General features: G+C 45.6%; 16 protein-coding genes. 10 read left to right on the top strand and 6 right to left on the bottom strand.

Translation table 11 applies throughout. From position 1 onward, the window contains the following. Positions 1-24 precede the first annotated feature (24 nt). Positions 25-1,575: an OmpA family protein gene (locus UNH61_RS01075; protein WP_339070621.1), complete on the bottom strand. Its 1,551-nt coding sequence runs from the start codon at positions 1,573-1,575 to the stop codon at positions 25-27. 312 nt (positions 1,576-1,887) lie between these two features. Here UNH61_RS01075 and UNH61_RS01070 point away from each other — a divergent pair, with 312 nt between their 5' ends. Continuing rightward, on the top strand, positions 1,888-2,853 hold the full coding sequence (locus UNH61_RS01070; protein ID WP_326990252.1) for a polyprenyl synthetase family protein: 966 nt from the start codon (positions 1,888-1,890) through the stop codon (positions 2,851-2,853). A 54-nt stretch (positions 2,854-2,907) separates the two neighbouring features. After that, the gene (gene recJ / locus UNH61_RS01065) at positions 2,908-4,617 is read left to right on the top strand and encodes a single-stranded-DNA-specific exonuclease RecJ (protein WP_326990251.1); all 1,710 of its coding nucleotides are present in this window, start codon (positions 2,908-2,910) and stop codon (positions 4,615-4,617) included. A 57-nt stretch (positions 4,618-4,674) separates the two neighbouring features. On the opposite strand, the gene htpG is transcribed toward recJ, so the two are convergent. After that, positions 4,675-6,504, bottom strand: coding sequence for a molecular chaperone HtpG (gene htpG, locus UNH61_RS01060; RefSeq protein WP_326990250.1), 1,830 nt, complete (start codon positions 6,502-6,504; stop codon positions 4,675-4,677). A 270-nt stretch (positions 6,505-6,774) separates the two neighbouring features. Here htpG and UNH61_RS01055 point away from each other — a divergent pair, with 270 nt between their 5' ends. The 8 genes from UNH61_RS01055 (at position 6,775) to UNH61_RS01020 (ending at position 14,214) form a co-directional block, all read left to right on the top strand. Then, positions 6,775-10,059 carry an Ig-like domain-containing protein gene (locus UNH61_RS01055; protein WP_326990249.1) on the top strand — a complete coding sequence of 1,095 codons (3,285 nt, stop codon included), beginning with the start codon at positions 6,775-6,777 and terminating at the stop codon, positions 10,057-10,059. Positions 10,060-10,263: 204 nt separating this feature from the next. Continuing rightward, positions 10,264-10,614 (top strand): 30S ribosomal protein S6, encoded by a 351-nt coding sequence (gene rpsF / locus UNH61_RS01050; protein WP_326990248.1) that lies wholly within the window; start codon positions 10,264-10,266, stop codon positions 10,612-10,614. A 4-nt stretch (positions 10,615-10,618) separates the two neighbouring features. After that, positions 10,619-10,891, top strand: a complete 273-nt coding sequence (gene rpsR, locus UNH61_RS01045; protein WP_106527276.1) for a 30S ribosomal protein S18 — start codon at positions 10,619-10,621, stop codon at positions 10,889-10,891. A 6-nt stretch (positions 10,892-10,897) separates the two neighbouring features. Further along, positions 10,898-11,344, top strand: a complete 447-nt coding sequence (gene rplI / locus UNH61_RS01040) for a 50S ribosomal protein L9 (RefSeq protein WP_291922726.1) — start codon at positions 10,898-10,900, stop codon at positions 11,342-11,344. 95 nt (positions 11,345-11,439) lie between these two features. Next, positions 11,440-12,315, top strand: coding sequence for a hypothetical protein (locus tag UNH61_RS01035; RefSeq protein WP_326990247.1), 876 nt, complete (start codon positions 11,440-11,442; stop codon positions 12,313-12,315). 36 nt (positions 12,316-12,351) lie between these two features. Beyond that, entirely contained in the window at positions 12,352-12,975 is a 624-nt protein-coding gene (locus tag UNH61_RS01030) for a rhomboid family intramembrane serine protease (protein ID WP_326990246.1), read from the top strand. Positions 12,976-13,030: 55 nt separating this feature from the next. Beyond that, positions 13,031-13,756, top strand: coding sequence for a hypothetical protein (locus UNH61_RS01025; RefSeq protein WP_326990245.1), 726 nt, complete (start codon positions 13,031-13,033; stop codon positions 13,754-13,756). Between the two features lie 59 nt (positions 13,757-13,815). Continuing rightward, complete coding sequence (locus UNH61_RS01020) at positions 13,816-14,214, top strand: hypothetical protein (protein WP_326990244.1); 399 nt, start codon at positions 13,816-13,818, stop codon at positions 14,212-14,214. Positions 14,215-14,232: 18 nt separating this feature from the next. Here the strand turns inward: UNH61_RS01020 and UNH61_RS01015 are convergent, their stop codons facing one another. From UNH61_RS01015 to UNH61_RS01000, 4 genes are all read right to left on the bottom strand, one after another. Further along, positions 14,233-15,336, bottom strand: coding sequence for a D-TA family PLP-dependent enzyme (locus UNH61_RS01015; protein ID WP_326990243.1), 1,104 nt, complete (start codon positions 15,334-15,336; stop codon positions 14,233-14,235). 44 nt (positions 15,337-15,380) lie between these two features. Further along, a complete protein-coding gene (locus UNH61_RS01010; RefSeq protein ID WP_326990242.1) occupies positions 15,381-16,694 on the bottom strand; it encodes a gluconate:H+ symporter in 1,314 nt (437 codons plus the stop codon). 48 nt (positions 16,695-16,742) lie between these two features. After that, positions 16,743-18,020: an ABC transporter permease gene (locus tag UNH61_RS01005; protein ID WP_326990241.1), complete on the bottom strand. Its 1,278-nt coding sequence runs from the start codon at positions 18,018-18,020 to the stop codon at positions 16,743-16,745. A 184-nt stretch (positions 18,021-18,204) separates the two neighbouring features. Continuing rightward, positions 18,205-19,578, bottom strand: a complete 1,374-nt coding sequence (locus tag UNH61_RS01000; protein ID WP_326990240.1) for an NADH-quinone oxidoreductase subunit N — start codon at positions 19,576-19,578, stop codon at positions 18,205-18,207. Between the last annotated feature and the right edge of the window lie 61 nt (positions 19,579-19,639).

Below are 19,639 nucleotides of genomic sequence, written 5' to 3'. Positions count from 1 at the left end.
TCTCATCTTAGTGAGTGATGCTGATTAGTTAGCAGGAGCTAAGTCAACAGTACCAGATTCACCAGGAGTGTTTTGTTTGATGAAGCGACCGCGATCGATGCCTTGTTTGTCAGCCAGGTAGTCGATAACTGAATCAACACGACGGCTGCTCAGATCAACACCACCTTTTTTACCTTTAGCACCTGCGTGACCGGTAACCAGTACGTTGCAGGAAGGATTAGCTTTCAGAGAAGAGGCAACAGATGCCAGGATAGCTTCCTGATCTTTACCAACTTTGGTAGAGCTACCTTTGAAGGAAACGCTAGGCAGAACCAGAGAAGAGCAAGTGTTAGCTGGTCTGTTTTTGCAGCACTCAGGATCTGGGCATTTACCAACACCATCAGCATCAACTGGCTGGCAGTAAGTTGGAGTGATCAGCTGTTTGTCTTTGTAGTCAGGAACACCATCACCATCAGTATCTTTAGCAACACCGTGAGAATCAACAGGTGCGCCAGCTGGAGTGTTAGGTTCGCGATCGAACTGATCAGTTACGCCATCACCGTCAGCATCAGGCAGAATCGGTGCTGGGATCTTCATGTGACGAGGATTGCTCAGCTCGCTGTAAGCGTATTCCAGCGGGTTGATCCACCACAGAGGCTGAACTCTTTTGGAAGAGTTACCCAGGTTGAAGTTCAGACGTACACTGGTGTAAGAATAGAAATCTTTGGTAGAACCACCGGGACCAGGATAACCATCCAGGTATGCATCAAATGGCATGGTGAGTTTTTCTTCAACACCCAGGTTGAAACGTTTGGTGATTTTGAATGCAACGCCAGTACCGAGGTCCAGAGCATGACGTAACAGTTGGTTGCCATCGTGACGACCAATTGCGATTCTGTTACCCTGAGAAGGAGCGTTCTGCTCGTATTTCTTATCTCTCAGGTTATTCAGTTGTTTTCTGATATCGCTGCGTTTAGCACCGAAATTGATACCGGAATAGTCGTAACCATTACCATTAGCATCCAGCGCATCTACGTCAACGTCAGCAACTACGAGAGAGTAACCAGCCAGTAAGTACCAGTTAACTTTAGGTTCTGCTCTGTAGAACAGGATGTTGCTCAGAGAAGCCAGAACGTCCAGGGACAGCTGATGGTTTTGAGACTTGTAGTTCGGAACGATCATACCACCATTTTTGGCAGCAGTTTTAGCCCAAGGATCGATTCCACCAGCAGGCATGTTAGGACGTAATTTGTAGTCCTGGCCTTTATCGATAGATCCAATATACTCAGCTCTTAAAGAGAAAGTATGACCCAGTGCTTTTCTCAGGGAGATACCGCCACCGAAACCGGGTTGAGGAGGAACTGTTCCGTCAATCAGGTGCAGACCACCGCTCAGACCAAGTTCCCACATGTCTCTTGGTTTAGCAGGGAAATTCGATTGGTGGTTCGTGAAGTTATTTTGCTGTACCATCCTCTTGCTAGACACCTTGGTAGAGTCCAAAGCATCATAGCCGGTTGGTTGAACCTGTGCAAAACTAGTAGATGCTGAAAGTAGACCCACAGCGCCTGCCAGTAATAAGTACTTTTTGCTTGCCATAATTGTTTTTTTTATTAAAAACTGTTAAAAATTTACTAATAACCCGTTTTTTACCTAGCAAAGGTAAATATCATAAATGAATATACAAATTTTTCTTGCAATATTATTTTCATTGATAAGTCCTTCAATACTAGAGGTTAAATGAAAGTATTTATATACCTTAAATCTAGTTAAGTTAAGGATATGCTTAGCTCTTGTTAAAGGAAACCTTAGTTCTTGTTAAAAGAATGTTATACTCCTTATACAAATAAAAGGCCAAAATGTTAAAATGTGACTTATAAAACCTAGCTTAGCAATCCTTTTTATTAATAGATGGACGAGATTAAACACCTGATAGGTAAAGAATTACAGGATTTTGAAAGCAAGTTTGCCGACTCGGTAAAAAGCCATGTACCGCTGCTGGACAGGATCATGCATTATATTGTAAAGCGTAAAGGGAAGCAGATCAGACCCATGTTCGTTTTACTATCTGCCAAACTCTTTGAAGCCAATATCGGGGAAAGCACCTATCGCGCGGCAGCATTGGTAGAATTACTGCATACTGCCACTCTGGTGCACGATGATGTGGTAGACGATGCCAACGAACGCCGCGGGCTGTTTTCCATCAACGCCCTCTGGAAAAACAAAATTGCTGTACTGGTGGGCGACTACCTCCTGTCAAAGGGTTTACTGCTGTCTCTTAATAACAACGACTTCCGGACCCTGCAGATCCTCTCCGACGCAGTGAGGGAAATGAGTGAAGGCGAATTACTGCAAATCGAAAAAACCCGTAAGCTAAATATTAAGGAAGATATCTACTTTGAAATAATCCGCCGCAAAACTGCTTCATTGCTGGCCTCCGCCTGCGCTGCCGGCGCATGGAGCGTTACCGGCAACGAACACACCACTGAACAAATGCGGCTCTTCGGCGAAAAAGTAGGGATCGCATTCCAGATTAAGGATGATCTGTTCGACTATGGCTCTGCTAAAATAGGCAAACCTACCGGCATCGATATCCGTGAAAAGAAAATGACACTCCCGCTGATTTATACACTGGAACATGCCGACAAGGATACCCGGAGAAAAATTATCAATATTGTAAAAAACCATAATACCGAGAAAGAAAGGGTGGATGAAGTCATCCGAATCGTGAAATCGTCAGGAGGTATCGACTATACCCGGCAAAAAATGTTCGAATACCGCGATGAAGCACTGACCATCCTTAACCAATTTCCTGAAAATGAGGTAAGAAAGGGACTCGAATCCCTCGTTAGATTTACTACAGACAGAACATTTTAGGATGAACAAAAATTAATGTAATATGCAGATAGCGCTGCTTCACAAAATATAATAATGCAAAAACGCTGGACAGTAAAAGCATATCAACCAAATCAGGAACAATTACTTCAGTCGTCGTTACGCATACACCCGCTGTTATGCCGGCTGCTGGTACAACGCCAGGTAACGAACTTTGAGGCTGCCCGGCAGTTTTTCCGTCCTTCCCTGGACGATCTCCATGATCCCTGGACCATGAAAGATATGGATAAAGCCATCTCAAGAATTGAACTGGCTTTCTTCCAACACGAGAAAATACTGATTTACGGGGATTATGATGTAGATGGCACCACTGCGGTCGCAACCGTGTACGCTTTTCTACAGAAACTCTACAATAACATCGAATTCTATATCCCACACCGGTACCGCGAAGGATACGGCATTTCCCTGCAGGGTATTGAATACGCCAGAGATAACGATTTCAGTCTTATTATAGCACTCGACTGCGGTATTAAATCCATTGAACACATTACTACCGCCAAAGAATGGGGCATCGATTTTATTATCTGTGACCACCATCTTCCTGATGCAATACTGCCACCGGCTGTAGCCATTCTGAATCCTAAACAGGCCGACTGCCCCTACCCTTACAAAGAACTGAGCGGTTGTGGCATAGGCTATAAGCTAATCAGTGCTTTTGCTCAAAAACGCGGACTCCCCACGGAGGCAGCCAACAGGTACCTCGACCTGGTGGCGACCAGCATTGCCGCTGATATTGTACCGATGACCGGCGAAAACAGGATTCTCGCCTTCCACGGTCTTATTAAAGTGAACGAACATCCGCTGCCTGGCATTAAAGCGCTCATCAATCTCAGCGCACTGAAAGAAAAACTCACCATCGCCAACCTCGTATTCGTCATTGCGCCACGTGTGAACGCCGCAGGCAGAATGGACGATGCCCGGAAAGCAGTGAATCTTTTTATTGAGAATGATGAAGAAAAGGCCGCTGCTATTGCCACTGCACTGCATGCCGATAATTTCGACAGAAAAGAAATTGACAATACCATCACCCAGGAGGCCATTGTATTATTGCAGAACGATGCCAACATCGCCCATCGCAAATCCACCGTCCTTTACCAGGCTCACTGGCACAAGGGAGTAGTGGGTATTGTGGCATCCAGGCTGATCGATAAATACTATTACCGCCCTACTGTTATACTGACCCAGTCGAATGACAAGGTAGCCGGGTCCGCCCGCTCTGTAAATGGTTTCAACGTTTATGAGGCTATTCACCAATGCAAGGATCTGCTGGAAAACTACGGAGGGCACTTTTATGCTGCCGGTATGACGTTGAAAGCGGAAAATGTAAAAGCATTCCAGGAACGGTTCGAAGAAGTGGTGGCCAGTACGATACAACCGGATCAGCTTATCCCGGAGACTATCATTGATACTGAAATCAGTTTCCAGGATATTACACCTGCTTTCTACAATATTCTTAAACAGTTTGAACCACTCGGCCCCGATAACCTGCGCCCGGTGTTCCTCGCCAGGAACGTTACCGACAACGGTTACTCAAAGATTGTAAAAGACGAGCATATCCGGTTTTCCGTGAAACAAGGCAGGCATGGCACTACCATACAGGGCATCGGTTTTTATATGGCAGATAAATTTCCACTGATGGCCGACAAAAAACCATTTGATATGGTGTTTACGCTCGATGAAAATGAATGGAATGGGCAAACTTCCATCCAACTGAAAGTTATTGATATCAGAAGCAAAGTATCTTAAATAAAAAAGCCCTGGCTTCCGACGGAAGCCAGGGCGCTATATCTTCATCACATCTACCTATTTCTTCTCTCCCATCAGTTCCACACTTCTGTTTACAAATGCTGTAAGATCCGCCCCTGTCAATAGATTCTGTGATAACAACGCCAGATCTGCCAGATTCCTGATCTGCTTCTCCTGTAAAGTATTATTGGATTCTTTCAGGATCTGTGAATATACCGGGTGATTGGCATTTACAGTCATATTGATCTCATCAGGCATATTTGCATACCAGCTCATTCCGCCTCCGCCCATAGCCGCCATATCTTTCATACGACGCATAAACTCAGGCCGGGTAACTATTACAGGCTGTGCTTCCGCACTCAACCCTTTCAGTTCTACTTTGATATTAGATTGCGTCACCTGTGCTCCAAACAAATCCTTCAGTTTACCTTCCTGTTCCTGGGATAAAACGGTAGTGGTATTTTCTTCCTTATTAATCAGGTTTTCGGCGATATCGGCATCCACACGGGTGAAGGAAATATTCTCCCATTTCATCTCCATGTTATTGATGAATGCTGCATCCACCAGTGTTTCCATCTTTACTACCTTGTATCCCTTGCTTCTGGCAGCCTGTACATAACTATCCTGCTGCACGGGATTGGTAGCATAAAGCACCACCAGCTTGTTATCCTTATTGGTCTGCAACGCTGCTGCCTCGTTGCGGTACTCTTCCTGTGTGTAGAATTTACCACCCTCAACATCTTCCAGGATCAGAAATTTATTCGCCTTTTCCAGGAATTTGTCGTCGGTCATCATACCATACTTCGCAAACAAACCGATGGAATCCCATTTCTCTTCAAAAGATTTACGGTCGTGACGGAAAATTTCATCCAGCTTATCTGCTACCTTTTTGGTGATATGCGCATTGATCTTCTTTACATTCGGATCTCCCTGCAGATAGCTGCGGCTTACGTTCAGCGGAATATCCGGGCTATCGATCACCCCATGCAACAGCATCAGGAACTCAGGTACAATATCCTTTACTTCATCTGTAACATATACCTGATTGGAGTACAGGTTGATCTTGTCTTTCTGTAACTCGTAGCTCTTGTTGATCTTCGGGAAATAGAGGATACCAGTGAGGTTGAAAGGGTAATCCACATTGAGATGAATCCAGAATAAAGGCGGCTCAGCAAACGGATACAGCTCTTTATAGAAATTCTGATAGTCCTCATCTGTCAGCTCACTCGGCTTCTTCGTCCATGCGGGTGTGGTATTATTGATCTGTGTGCCTTCAAATGTAACAGGCACCGGCAGGAACTTACAAAATTTCTCGAGGATGGAACGGATCCGGCCATCTTCCAGAAATTCTTCGCTTTCCTCGTTAATGTGCATCACTATTTCAGTACCACGGTCTTCTTTTGTAATTTCTTCCAGCTCAAATTCAGGGCTGCCATCGCACTCCCAACGTACGGCTGCTGCATCCTGCTTCCAGGATTTAGTGAAAATTTCCACCTTGCTGCTCACCATAAAAGAAGAGTAGAACCCGAGACCAAAATGCCCGATGATATTGGTACCATTCTCCTGCCCTTTGTATTTTTTCAGGAACTCTTCTGCTCCCGAAAAAGCTACCTGGTTGATATATTTATCCACTTCTTCTGCAGTCATACCTATACCATGATCCGCAATCGTAATGGTTTTATTTTCCTTATCTACTTTTACATTGATAGCCAGGTCTCCCAGCTCTCCTTTAAATTCGCCTACACTGGCCAGTGTCTTCAATTTTTGGGTAGCATCCACCGCATTACTCACCAGCTCACGGATGAAAATTTCATGATCCGAATACAGGAATTTCTTGATAATGGGGAAAATATTCTCTGTTTGGACACGTATTGCTCCTTTTTGCATTGGTTTATTTGTTTTGAAGATCGATTTTCAAAGTGTATGCCATCAGCTAGTCAGCTGACAAGATGTCAAAAATCATATTATTTATTAAAATAATATACATTGAAATTGTAGATGATATAGCAAGATGTAACTATGCTGACATCCATTCATATAAAAATATGTATTATGATTTTTTCCTGCCAATTAACAAAAAAATCATATGCAGATAGCCGGTATTTCAGTAGATTTAAATAACCATCATCTGATTCCCCAAAACCTTAAAATCTGTCTATGGTAAAACCTCTATTCTCGTTACTGTTTACTATTCTCATTTTTCCCTGCATTTCCAGATCGCAGACCCAACCGGCACCCCGGCTGCTGCCTTATATGCAGGATTTCGATGATATGCCGATGGCATCCACGGTTTACCCGCCCGGATGGCAGGGATGGCTGCTCAGCGGTGCTCCCTCCGGCAATTACAACACTGGCACACCGGCATCCGATAAAGCATTATTGGCCAATGGTACTGCCTCGTCTACCGCAAACGGCGTTTACAATTATGCCGGAAAACTTGGATTTCTCAACAGCGGGAGCGCTGATAACAGCCTCACGTTGGCGATTGACACAAGAGGTCAGCAGAATATTACACTCAGCTACGACGCCATGACAATCAGGAATCCTTACGATGTAACAACCAACACCCGGATCAATGAAATGGCTGTTCAATATCGTATAGGCGATACCGGTAGCTTCACCAGTATTACCGAAACTGCTTACCAGAACGATACCCTGCAACAAACCGGGGCCGGCATCACCTTGCCACAACATCTGCAAAACAGAATGGTACTGCTGCCACCCACCTGCAATAATCAGCCACTGGTGCAATTAAGATGGGTGAACAGGCAGATTTCCGGAGGCGGCTCCAGACCTGGCTTTGCGATCGACAACATCGCTGTCAACGGCACTGGCAGAGATACCGTACCTCCTGTTATCAGCACCCTGACACCTGTCAATGCCGCTACAGATGCGTCTCCCGTAATATCGCCTAAGATTACTTTCAGTGAACAGATACAGGCCGGTAACGGATTCATTTTATTGCACAATCTCCGCAACCATCATACGGACAGTCTTTCCATCCATGGTGCTGATATTGTCATCAACGCGCAAACGCTGACTATTTATAAAATGCTGGCGCCGCATAGTGAATATTACATCACTGCCGACAGTGGCGTGGTTACAGACCTTTCCGGCAATGCGTTCAGTGGTATAGCCGACAGCACACAATGGAGCTTCACTACCGGGAGCCAGGAACTCAGCTTCCACTTTGATGATTGCATTCCTGGTTCCGGTGGCCGTCTGAGCAGTGGCTTCACACAGTATAGCGTAAGTGGTCCGCAGGTATGGGAATGCACTACCTATGGCCAGCAAAACAGCAATGGCATACAGATCAACGGCTACAGCGGAGGTCCGGTGGAGAACGAAGACTGGCTGATTTCACCATCATTCGACCTGACAGATATGCACTTTCCGTTGCTGCAGTTTGCAAGTCGCACTGCCTTCAACGGTCCTTCGCTCAGCCTGCGCGTATCCACCAACTACAGCGGCAGCGGAGATCCCCGCCTTGCCGGCTGGACTACCATCAACGGCCGCTTCCCTGATGCAGGCAGCGATACCTGGAAAACATCTTCCGGTATCAATCTCGCCAGGTTCAAACAGGCTAAAGTTTACGTGGCATTCGTATATACATCCGGCCCTGCTGTTCAGGCGGCACGATGGACGATCGACGATTTCATCATCGCCGACACCAGTGCCGCACCGGCTACGAGTCTTGACAGCAACCCCGCTGCGATGGATTTCGATTACGTAAAAGCCGGACAAACATCCACGCCCCAGCAGCTGCATTTCTGGGCGAATGATGTAAGAGATAAGCTGGTCATCAGTGTTCCTACGGGTTTCAGGGTATCGCGCGACAGTATCACTTACAGCAATGAAACCACCTTTACGGCCGCAGAAACCAACGAGGGCCCGCTGGATGTGTGGGTGACATTTGCGCCGGGCATTGCAGACCAGGCATATACCGGGAATGTACGTTTCAATGCTACCGGTTTCACTGACCAGCACACTTTGCTGAGTGGTACCTCGTTACGTTCTCTGAAAGTAGTGAACTGGAATATAGAATGGTTTGGCAGTCCGGTGCAGAAACCGGACAACGACAGCCTGCAGCAGGCCAATGTTACCACGATCCTGAAAAAGCTGGATGCCGATGTTTTTGCTTTGGCAGAAGTAGTGGATACCGCACGTTTCAGGGCGGTGGTAAGCCAGATGCCGGGATATGATTACGTATTGTCTGATTTCGGTTCCTATGCCGATAGCATTGCCGACCCTGATTACGTGGGAGCGCAGAAACTGGCATTCCTTTACAAAACGTCTGTAATCCGTCAGATTCGCACCTATGGCGTATTAAGGCGGGGCGGCAGCAGTACGGCGTACTACAACTGGTCATCGGGCCGTTTCCCTTACCTCATGGAAGCAACTGCAAAGATCAATAACGACTCCGCGCGGATGCATTTTATCCTGATCCATGCAAAAGCCAACACCGGTACCAAAGCAGAAAAGATCACGTCGTGGCACCGGCGTAAAGATGGGTTGAAAGAGCTGAAAGATACGCTGGACCTGCAGTATCCTTACAATAATATTGTTATGTTGGGAGATTTTAATGATGATCTGTACAGAACTATTACTACGGAACTGCTGCCAGATACCACCAGTTCGTATGTCGACTTCCTGAGCGACAGTATAAATTATGTTCCGCTTACGCGGGCGCTAAGCGTTGCCGGTCAGCGGTCAACGGTGAGTTACCCGTCAGTGATCGATAACGTGATGGCTTCCAATGAAACAGGGGTCGCCTATGTGCCTGCCTCCGCCCGGATACAAACCCAGGTAGCAAAACTGGTGTCCAATTATGGCACCACCACCACAGATCACTACCCGGTAGTGAGCAGGTACAACCTGCATGTACTGGCAAACCCGGTTCCGGCAGAAGGTTTCGACGCCAAACCGGATGGAGCCAAAATACTGGTGAGCTGGCGGACACCTTACGAAATAAACAGCCAGTCCTTTGTTATTGAGCGGTCCAGGAATTTACGGACCTTCGAACCGGTGGATACCGTAGTGGCGCTGGGCACTTCCAGTCTGCCCTACTCTTACATCAGCTATGACGAAAAACCCTGGCAGGGATTTTCAGAGTACCGGTTGAAAATAAACAGTCTGGATGGCACTGTCCGTTATACACAACCCAGGCTGGTATTTATGGTAGATAAAGACTTCTGGAAGAAGTTATTATGGTGTATATTTGGTCATCAGCTACAGTACTGGCTGGATTGGCCTTACGCGGGGCAGGCAAATGTGCAGCTGATAGATATAAATGGTCGTGCCCGCTACTATGGTCAGACTATGCTTATCAAAGGAAAGAATTACAGAACACTGGATATCAGTGAATTGCCTTCGGGCATTTATTTCCTGCGGATACAAATGGGTAACCAGGTACAGGTTAGTAAAATTGCTGTAAGCCACTAATCTTTTTTGAAAAAGCTACATTTTCCCAAGGCCGTCCCTCCCCGGGGCGGCCTTTCATATCCACTGATTATCAAATCTCTATACATTATTATGTATAAAAGGCAAGATATTTCAGGAAATAGCCTTCGGATACGTGGAAATACCGAATAGTTCTGTATCTTTGCGGTCCTAATTTTTTTAATTAAACGTTTAAAACAGGGAAACATGAACTACGAATTGATGGTGATCTTTACCCCTGTGCTTTCTGAGGATGAATACAAAGCAGCCCAGAAAAAATTCGCTGATCTGATTAAAGAAAACGGCGGAGAAATCGAGCACGAAAATCCCTGGGGATTAAGATCACTGGCGTATCCTATCCGGAAAAAGACTACAGGAATGTATGTGGTTCTGGAATACAATGCGCCATCCGACCTCAATGAGAAGCTGAAAATCCAGCTGAATCGCGATGAAAATGTATTACGCCACATGATTACTGCACTGGACAAGCACGCAGTTGCTTACAACGGTCGCAAAAGACATGGTGTGAATGCAGAGTCTAAAACCACTGAAGCTTAAAATTATGGCAGTTAAACCTAAACAAGAAATCAAGTACTTAACAGCCGTAAAAACCGAGAAACGCCAGAAGAAATACTGCCGTTTCAAGAAAATGGGCATCAGGTACGTAGATTACAAAGACGCGGAATTTTTGAAGAAATTTTTGAACGACCAGGGCAAGATGTTGCCTCGCCGTATTACGGGTAACTCCCTGAAATTTCAGCGTAAAGTAGCCCAGGCTATTAAGAAAGCTCGTCAAATGGCTTTATTGCCTTATGTTACTGACCTTTTAAAGTAAGAAGTTATGCAAATTATCTTAATACAAGACGTAGATAACCTGGGTCAGAAGAATGAACTGGTTAACGTAAAAAATGGTTACGCCAGAAACTTCCTGATTCCCCAGAAATTTGCGGTAGAAGCTAGCCCTTCTAACATGAAGCAACTGCAGGAGCGTCTGAAAGTGCAGAAAGTGAAAGAAGAGAAACTGCTGGCTGAGATCGCGAAAGTGGTGGAAGTATTGAAAGCTTCTCCGATTAAAATTGGCGCTAAAACCGGTACTTCCGGTAAGATCTTCGGTAGCGTAACCGGTGTTCAGATTGCACGTGCAATTAAAGAACAGAAAGGCTACGAAATCGACCGTCGCCGCATCCACATCCTCGATGATGTTAAAGAACTGGGTACTTATAAAGCACGCCTCGATTTCGGTAAAGGCAACGAAACCGAACTGGAGTTTGAAGTAGTAGCTGAGTAGTATTCTGTTTTACAGGATAAAGAGAAAGTCCCGGGTTGAACAACCCGGGATTTTTTATGCCTGCTGGTCAAATCTTATTAGTATATTCCATGGTAATGAAACATATTCTTTATTTTCTGCTGATTGTAACTGCCATTGCTTCCTGCAGATCCAACAGGTCACACGCGGATACTCTCCGTTTAACAACCATCACTATACGTGGTGAGGATATCCCTCAATACAGCTTTCAGTATGATCTTAAAGGGAACCTGGTAGAGCTGGTCCGTCATGATAAGGCCAATGATACCAATGTCAGTTCGTTTACCTATGACAGTTCACAGCGGATTACCGGCATGGTAGTGACTGCCCGCAATGAGGATACCAACCATATAAAAGAGTCGGCCCGCGTGACAGGTTGGGATGAAAACGGCAATATTACCACCGTACAATATTTTGATGCTGCCCGGCGCCCCTTACGCTCTGCCCGCATCCACTGGAAAAATGGATTGCCGGCTACCATGAAGTTTTCAGATTCCACGCAAGCCATTAGCTGGAACTATGAAACAGGATATCCCAATCGTAAAGATATCTGCATCGATCCTGCCGCTCCGGGCGATACGCTTGTTACACTAAGAACGGCCCGCTACGAATGGGATGATTCTATCAATCCGCTGCGGCCGCTATTGAATCAGCTGTTGCTGAGTCATGCTGTTTCAGGAACAACACAACTCTCTCCCCTTGGTGATCTGGCAGGTGCATTTTTGCATGTCAGCAATAACAATCCTTACCTGATCAAAATCACGGAAAAAGAACGGCTCATGTGCCGCAGACGGCTGCAGGATTACGAACGGTATACCACCCTGCAGTACGACTATTCCTACGATCCATCGAACCGGAAATACCCCACCGGAGCCTGGGTACATCTGCACTGCGAAGGGTATACGGGACTGGGCGCAGATACACAATTTGCACTGGAGTACCGCTATGAATAATGTGTAATTCGTGAATTTTCATTACCTTATGGTAGGATGAAAATCACAGAGCGTCTTAAGGCTATACCGGTTACTCTGGTAATCATCGGGCTCAATGCACTGGCATTCCTGTATACATTAACGAAGGGAATGAATCCCTGGTGGGGAGATGGAGATATACTGATACACTGCGGCGCCAACTACTGGCCAGCCACGGTAGAACAACATCAGTACTGGCGCCTGCTCAGCAGCATGTTCCTTCATGCCGGGCTCTGGCACCTCTTCACCAATATGCTGGGATTATTCATAGGCGGTATTTTCCTGGAACCGGTTTTACGAAGTATCAGATATGGATTGGCTTATATCGTAACAGGACTGATTTCAGACATGGCGAGCATATGGCTGCACCGGAGCACAGTAGGTGTGGGAGCCTCCGGCGCCATCTTCGGGATTTATGGGGTATTTCTGGCACTGCTTACCACCAATCTTTTCCCTGCTAATGTCCGCAAAGCATTTCTGGCGTATATAGGCTTATTTATCGCTTTAAATGTGATCGCTGCACTGGCCGGCGAAGGAGTTGATAACGCCGCACACCTGGCCGGTTTTTTGAGCGGCGCTACAATGGGTTACATATACTTCTTTACACTGACCAAAACCGATGGAGAGAGACTATACCGTTAATACTAACTCCCAAACCACGAAATACTTACATTTGTACACTTAAATGCGACAAAAGATGATGAATAAATTATGGTTCCTGCTTGGCGCCTGCGTAATGTTGATATTGAGTTGCAAGAACAAGCCATCAGGAAATACTGCCGCAGGCAATGATTCCACTCCTCCTGCCATCCACAATACCCCTGATGATACGGTACAACTTGGAGACAAAACCTTTTTCGTTTACTTTATTGAGAAAAAAGACTTCGATAAATTTCCGCTTCCTCCAACTGATTCCAGCGAAGCGCAGGTACTTGCAAAAGATACCAGCGTAAAACGAACAGGTACTAAACTGGTGATACAGCTCAAGAATGGAAAACAAAGAATCATGGCAAATAATAGTGGTGATGGAGATAATTACATCGACTATACCTACGCTGCAAATTATCCTGCCATCAACAGGAAAGGCTTCTTTGTTACCTATTATGAAGGTACCGGATATGAACTGGTAAATACCCTGAATGGAGATTCAATGATGACATGGTCCGCGCCGTTTGTATCTCCCGATAAAAAATATATACTCACTGCCTCTATGGATATGGTGGCAGCATTTGATCCCAACGGATTTCAACTGTTTGCCATTGGCAACAACAATGAAATAAAACCTGTTGGAGAAGCCAACCTCGATGATTGGGGCCCGGGAATGATACATTGGATAAACAACAAAACTGTATTGTCTGAATATATCACTATTAGCGAAGAAGGTAATACACAGATCCAGTACGTAAAGATGGTGATGCAATAAAGCACTGGCCCTGAAGTAATTTACAAGGGAGGTAAATCTTTAATTCTTAATCTTTGTCTATGAAAAAAATATTCGCACTGGGACTATGGCTGCTATTCATTTGTTTTCGTGTAGCAGCCACTCATTTGCCTGATCATATAACGTTTCAGGCACCTGCCATGAATATTGAAGGCACGGCTAATTCCATTGTAAGTAAAGTAGACAAAGCATTACAGCTAACTGATGTTCAGAAGCCAAAGCTGTTGAATATCGTTACCACCTTTCTCAGGCAAAAAGCAGACTTGCAACCGGTGAAGCAAAACAACGAAAAGGCCTACAACTCCAAATTAAACAGTATGCAGAATGGTTTGCATACACGTTTAAAAGCATTGCTCACTGCAGATCAATACAAAGCATTTCAAGAGCTAAAACCCAAATCGATTGATGATACGAATGTGATGACACACTTGTTCTATTAAAACGGCGACGCTACGGCATTACGCATTAATCCTTCTGTTTCTTGCCACAATCTTCCAGGTTCCGGTAACCGTATTGTTCTCTGCCACATAGGCGCTTTCGTAAAGGGCAACAGTGGGGCAGATATGACGGGGAACACCATAAAACACAGTGCCCACCGGAAAATCAGCACTGCCGGACACTCTTAATACCAGGTGTTCTTCGCTTTGCGATACAGGTGTGGCATCGGGTGCGTTCAGGAAGAAAACCCTGGGTTGAGGGTTTTCAGCCGCCACGGATTTATGTCCAAGATCGAGGCATATATGGTGCTCATCGATAACAGATATTACCCTGCTGACTACGAGTGCTGCCCAGAGAAATTTTTGCTCGGGCAAGTTGCCTGCGTATCCCCAGTCCCAGAAAACAAAAGTACCAGGGCTGCATTGAATGTTTTTGCGGGATGCATGGATAGGGAAGGTGGGTGAGCCTCCTGCAACGATCACTGGTGCAGCTAACCCGTCTTTTACGATTTCAGCAGCGAGTGTCTCTACTGGTGCATAAGCAGCATCGCAGCTTTTTTTTCGTATATCCATGTCCGTGTCGTGAAGATGCCCGTCGTAAGCGTGCAGTCCAACGGGTGTGAGCCCGGGTAAAGAATGCAGAAAATGATATAGCTCCAGTGCTTCTTTGCCGGGTTTGATACCTGTACGATTCATCCCGATGTTCAGATCGAGGTATACGGGAACACGAAGGCCGGCGTCCGCAAATACATCGCTGATAGCCTGTGCCGCAGCTTTGTTATCAGTAATGCAGGAATAATGCGTTTGAGGATATTTACGAACCAATTCCAGCAATCTTTTGATCTTTGGCCCTACTGGTTGGTATGCCATCATCGCATCTGCTGCATTCACCATTCCCAGCATCTCTCCTTCCGCAATAGTAGCAAATTTAAATCGCTGTATGCCGCTCTCCTGCATTAATTGCACCACTTCGGCAATTTTGTTTGTTTTAACGTGTGGGCGTAACCGTTGTATATCATCAATCATTGTTTTCAGCAGATCAATGTTCTCCCTGATCCGCTCTTTGTAAACAACAATTGCCGGAGAATCTACCTGATCGGTATTTATGAGCTGATACCATTCCATTGCAAATAATTTTTCTTTCTATAAAATACGTATATCCGTTAACGTTATAACAACAAATTCAGGATCAGACATCCCACCAGACCTGTTATTGAAACAATGGTTTCCATTACCGACCAGGTTTTGATGGTGTCTTTTACCGACAAGTTAAAATATTCCTTGAACATCCAGAAACCTCCATCATTCACATGAGAGAACATCAGGCTGCCGGCACCGGTAGCCAGTACCATGAGGTTGGGATCTACTCCGGAAGAAGCTATCATGGGCGCCACGATGCCTGCGGTGGTGAGGCCTGCTACCGTTGCTGACCCTATGCATACGCGGATAATGGCAGCTATGCCCCATGCCAGTAGCAGCGGATGCAAATGCATATTCTGCAGGGTTACGGCAATGTAATCACTTACCTTGCTGTCGTGCAGCAATTGCGTTAATGCACCGGAGCCGCCTATGATCAGGATAATCACCGCTACATCTCTTACTGCATCATCCATGATGCCCATTACTTTCTTCGCTGGCATTCCTCTCCTGAGTCCGAGCAATATCATGCCGTTCAATACAGCGAGCAACATCACTATCAATGGCTCTCCCAGCCAGGTGGCCACTTCATATAAAAGGTCGCCCGGTTTTGTGCACATCCTTACCACTGCTGTAACTGCCAGCAGGAAAACCGGTAACAATGCCGCAAACAAACTGACAAACATTCCGGGCAGTTCTTCTTCCGGTAAAGGAGCGGCTACAAACATTTTTCCCGGAGAACTGGTGTAATGTTTCAGGAAGCGGGAGAACACAGGTCCTGCAAGGATAATGGCCGGAACAGCCACCATAATGCCGTATAGGAGGGTCATGCCCATATTTGCATGAAACTGCTGTATCAACGCGGTGGGTGACGGATGCGGCGGCAAATATCCATGTGTGACTGATAAAGAAGCCAGCATTGGAATTCCCAGGTATACCACCGGTAACTTCGTTCTTGCTGCTACGGTGAATATCAACGGCACCATCAATACAAACCCGATATTATAAAAGAGGGGAATTCCGACAATAAAACCGGTGAGCATCAGCGACCATTGCACATATTTTGGTCCGAACAGGTTCATCAGTCCGCCAGCTATCTTCTGACCGGCGCCGCTTTCCGCTACCAGCTTTCCCAGCATACTTCCAAATACGATAATCACAATCAGTGATCCCAGGGTTTTGCCAATCCCTGTCTGGATAGATTGGGTAATATCGGTGACCTTCATGTGCAAGGCCAATCCCATCAGTAACGATACAATCAGGAAAGACAGGAACGTATTCAGCCGCCACCAGGTTACCAGTACCACCAATAGGATAATAGCGGCAATAACAATTAATAAGGGCATGCAGGAGTTGTTTTACATGAACATGGAAAACAACAAGATAATAAAATATTATTCGTATCTCAAGGCAATAATAGGATCTAATTTCGACGCCTTGTACGCAGGATAAAGCCCTGAAATAAGCCCCACCATCGCACAGAGGCTTACGCCTATAGTTATCCAGAGCCAGGGTACAATGAAAGGGGTTTTCAGTAATATGGAAACAATATTCCCCAGCAGCATTCCTGCCACTACGCCGATAAATCCACCCATCAGGCTGATAATAATGGCTTCATACAGGAACTGTGTGCGTATTACTTTCCGTGTGGCACCAAGCGCCTTGGTAACACCAATTTCGCGGGTACGTTCGGCCACCGCCACCAGCATGATATTCATAAGGCCTATCGCCGATCCTACCAGCGTAATGGCTGCAATGGCAATAGCAAATAAATTCACTTTACTTAAACTGGCGAACAACATTTCTGCAATGCTATCGCTGCCGGTTATCTGGAAGTTGTCTTCCTCATTCAGTGCCAGTCCGCGAATGACCCGGAAAAGCCCCGTTGCCTCCCCTTTAGCGGCATCCATTTGTTTGATATCCTTTACTGCCACCGAGATCTGATAACTGGCACTGGGCCTGTTAAATATTCTTCTCGTATTATTTACGGTAGTGATCACTACGTTATCTGCGCTCATCATCTTGCTACTGCCCTTGGACGCCAGCACGCCAATTACCCGGTAACGGATATCCCCAACCCTGATAGTATTATTAACGACATTCTTCAGCTGTTTCCCGAATACTTTGTGCGCCACATCTTGTCCAAGTATAGCCACATTCCGCCCCGATTCCACATCCAGCTGATTGAAATTCCTGCCTTGTGCGACCTCATAGTTGGAAATCTCCAGGTAATTTTCATCTCCCCCTATCACCTGCACATTGGGATTTGTTTTCTTATCATCTTTATACACGGTTGCAATACCCGATGCCTGAAAAGAAATACCCACAATAGCCGGAAACTGATAGCGCTCTTTAAAGGCCATTGCTTCCTGGTAACGGATTACTTTATTACTATTGGATTTCTTTACTTTTTTAATATTCTTGTTTCCCTTGGAGGCCTTGTCATTATCTTCTCCAATATGTATCTGCATTCCCCTGTTCCTGATAGAAAAACTATTGGTACCCATACTGGCAAAACTGCTGTATATACTGTTTCTCATACTGTCGATAGCAGTAAGAATCCCTACCAGTACAGTAATCCCCAGTGCGATGATAGCCACAGTAAGACCCGTACGGAGTTTATTGCCGGTTACAGAACGATAAGCCAGGGAAAAAATATCGGATGATTGCATAATAGAGGCTGGCTTTTAGCATTTCACTTTTTAATAGCAGGTGAACCAGCTTGCTTATAAAGTTAGTGGAATATAGGTATTAAAACTATTCATTTTGGGATGAACGGAAGAAATAAAGCGAAGACCTTAGCAGATTTGCTAAGGTCTTCGCTTTATTTCTTAATGCTATATTCCTAATTCTTTCTTAGAACCAGTTAAGCAGCAGATTGGGAAACACGCCCAATACAAGTACCAGCACAATCGCCAGCGCCAGAGCTGCTTTAAAGCCTCCAGTCACATTTTCTACTTCCGGATCGCCCTGTTTGAAGTACATAGCAATGATCACCCGGAAGTAATAGTAAACACTGATAGCAGCACACAAAACCGCCAGCACCACCAGCCACAACAGATGACCATTCAGAATGGCGGCAGAAAGCACAAAGTATTTAGCGAAAAATCCTGCTGTTATAGGTATTCCCGCCAGTGAAAACAGGAAGATGGCGGTGGCAAGCGCCAATAAAGGCTGCTTACGGGCCAATCCGTTAAACCCTTCGAAAGTATAGTCTTTCAGCTTCATGAGCACGGCAAACACGCCAATGGTAGCAATGCTATAGGCTGCAGCATACAGGATGATACCCTGTGCTCCCATCTTGTTTAGTGCTACTACTGCAAAGAGCATGAACCCTGCCTGCGCAATACTGGAGTATGCCAGCATACGTTTCACGCTCTGTTGGAATACTGCGCTGAAGTTACCGAGTATAAGCGTTACTGCTGTGATGATAGACAGAATGAGCGTCCAGTGGCCACTAATAGTACCTCCGGCAAAACCGGAATGAAACATCCTGACAAATGCTACGAAAGCACCGGCTTTCACTACAGTAGACATAAAAGAAGTGAATACGGTAGGAGAACCATCATATACGTCCGGTGTCCAGAAGTGGAATGGTACTGCCGATACTTTGAAAGCCAATGCAAATACCATCAGGATGATACCACAAAGTGCCAGCGGGTGCATTGTTTCAGCGCCCAGGTTCAGTCCTGCAATATCAAACGTACCAGCAGATCCGTAGATCAGGGTGATACCCATCAGCAGTATACCTGTGGAAAAAGATCCCATCAGGAAATACTTCAGGGATGCTTCATTACTTTTCAGGCTTTTCTTATCTGCCCCTGCCAGGATATACTGAGGAATAGACATAATTTCTATTGACAGGAACAACATCAGCAGGTTGCTGAAAGTGGCTGCCAGGGAGATACCAGCCAGAATAAAGAATATCAGCGCAAAATAATCAGCCACATGTTCGCCTACTTTCTCGAACTCACTGCCCGACAACAGGAAGTATAACAACGTGGCCCCCAATGCTACAGCATTGAATAACACCCCGAATTTGGTTACTTCAATCATGCCAAACATCGTGTATCCGCCCAGTTCAACGGAGGGATACTGCGCCAGGTTAGCAATAAATGCTACAATGATAGCCGCGATGGCAAAGAATTTAATATGCTGCTTATTGCGTACAAATAAACCAACAAACATCAGTACAACGCCCGATAAAGCAGTAGAAATTAGTGCATTCATATTTTTGCGTTACAAAACCCCGTTACAAATTTTTCCATTCTGAAATTCCGTTTTCATACCA

It is taken from the genome of Chitinophaga sp. 180180018-3 (assembly GCF_037893185.1).
In the GTDB taxonomy this organism is placed as follows: domain Bacteria; phylum Bacteroidota; class Bacteroidia; order Chitinophagales; family Chitinophagaceae; genus Chitinophaga.
This window is presented reverse-complemented; position numbering and strand designations above follow the sequence as displayed.

Bases quoted from the DNA above. Each gene is read 5' to 3' on its own strand.
- rplI (WP_291922726.1), top strand. From the start codon at position 10,898: ATGCAAATTATCTTAATACAAGACGTAGATAACCTGGGTCAGAAGAAT.
- UNH61_RS01015 (WP_326990243.1), bottom strand. From the start codon at position 15,336: ATGGAATGGTATCAGCTCATAAATACCGATCAGGTAGATTCTCCGGCA.
- UNH61_RS01000 (WP_326990240.1), bottom strand. From the start codon at position 19,578: ATGAATGCACTAATTTCTACTGCTTTATCGGGCGTTGTACTGATGTTT.
- UNH61_RS01055 (WP_326990249.1), top strand. From the start codon at position 6,775: ATGGTAAAACCTCTATTCTCGTTACTGTTTACTATTCTCATTTTTCCC.
- UNH61_RS01010 (WP_326990242.1), bottom strand. From the start codon at position 16,694: ATGCCCTTATTAATTGTTATTGCCGCTATTATCCTATTGGTGGTACTG.
- UNH61_RS01020 (WP_326990244.1), top strand. From the start codon at position 13,816: ATGAAAAAAATATTCGCACTGGGACTATGGCTGCTATTCATTTGTTTT.
- recJ (WP_326990251.1), top strand. From the start codon at position 2,908: ATGCAAAAACGCTGGACAGTAAAAGCATATCAACCAAATCAGGAACAA.
- UNH61_RS01035 (WP_326990247.1), top strand. From the start codon at position 11,440: ATGAAACATATTCTTTATTTTCTGCTGATTGTAACTGCCATTGCTTCC.
- UNH61_RS01070 (WP_326990252.1), top strand. From the start codon at position 1,888: ATGGACGAGATTAAACACCTGATAGGTAAAGAATTACAGGATTTTGAA.
- UNH61_RS01005 (WP_326990241.1), bottom strand. From the start codon at position 18,020: ATGCAATCATCCGATATTTTTTCCCTGGCTTATCGTTCTGTAACCGGC.
- UNH61_RS01025 (WP_326990245.1), top strand. From the start codon at position 13,031: ATGATGAATAAATTATGGTTCCTGCTTGGCGCCTGCGTAATGTTGATA.
- UNH61_RS01030 (WP_326990246.1), top strand. From the start codon at position 12,352: ATGAAAATCACAGAGCGTCTTAAGGCTATACCGGTTACTCTGGTAATC.
- UNH61_RS01075 (WP_339070621.1), bottom strand. From the start codon at position 1,575: ATGGCAAGCAAAAAGTACTTATTACTGGCAGGCGCTGTGGGTCTACTT.
- rpsF (WP_326990248.1), top strand. From the start codon at position 10,264: ATGAACTACGAATTGATGGTGATCTTTACCCCTGTGCTTTCTGAGGAT.
- rpsR (WP_106527276.1), top strand. From the start codon at position 10,619: ATGGCAGTTAAACCTAAACAAGAAATCAAGTACTTAACAGCCGTAAAA.
- htpG (WP_326990250.1), bottom strand. From the start codon at position 6,504: ATGCAAAAAGGAGCAATACGTGTCCAAACAGAGAATATTTTCCCCATT.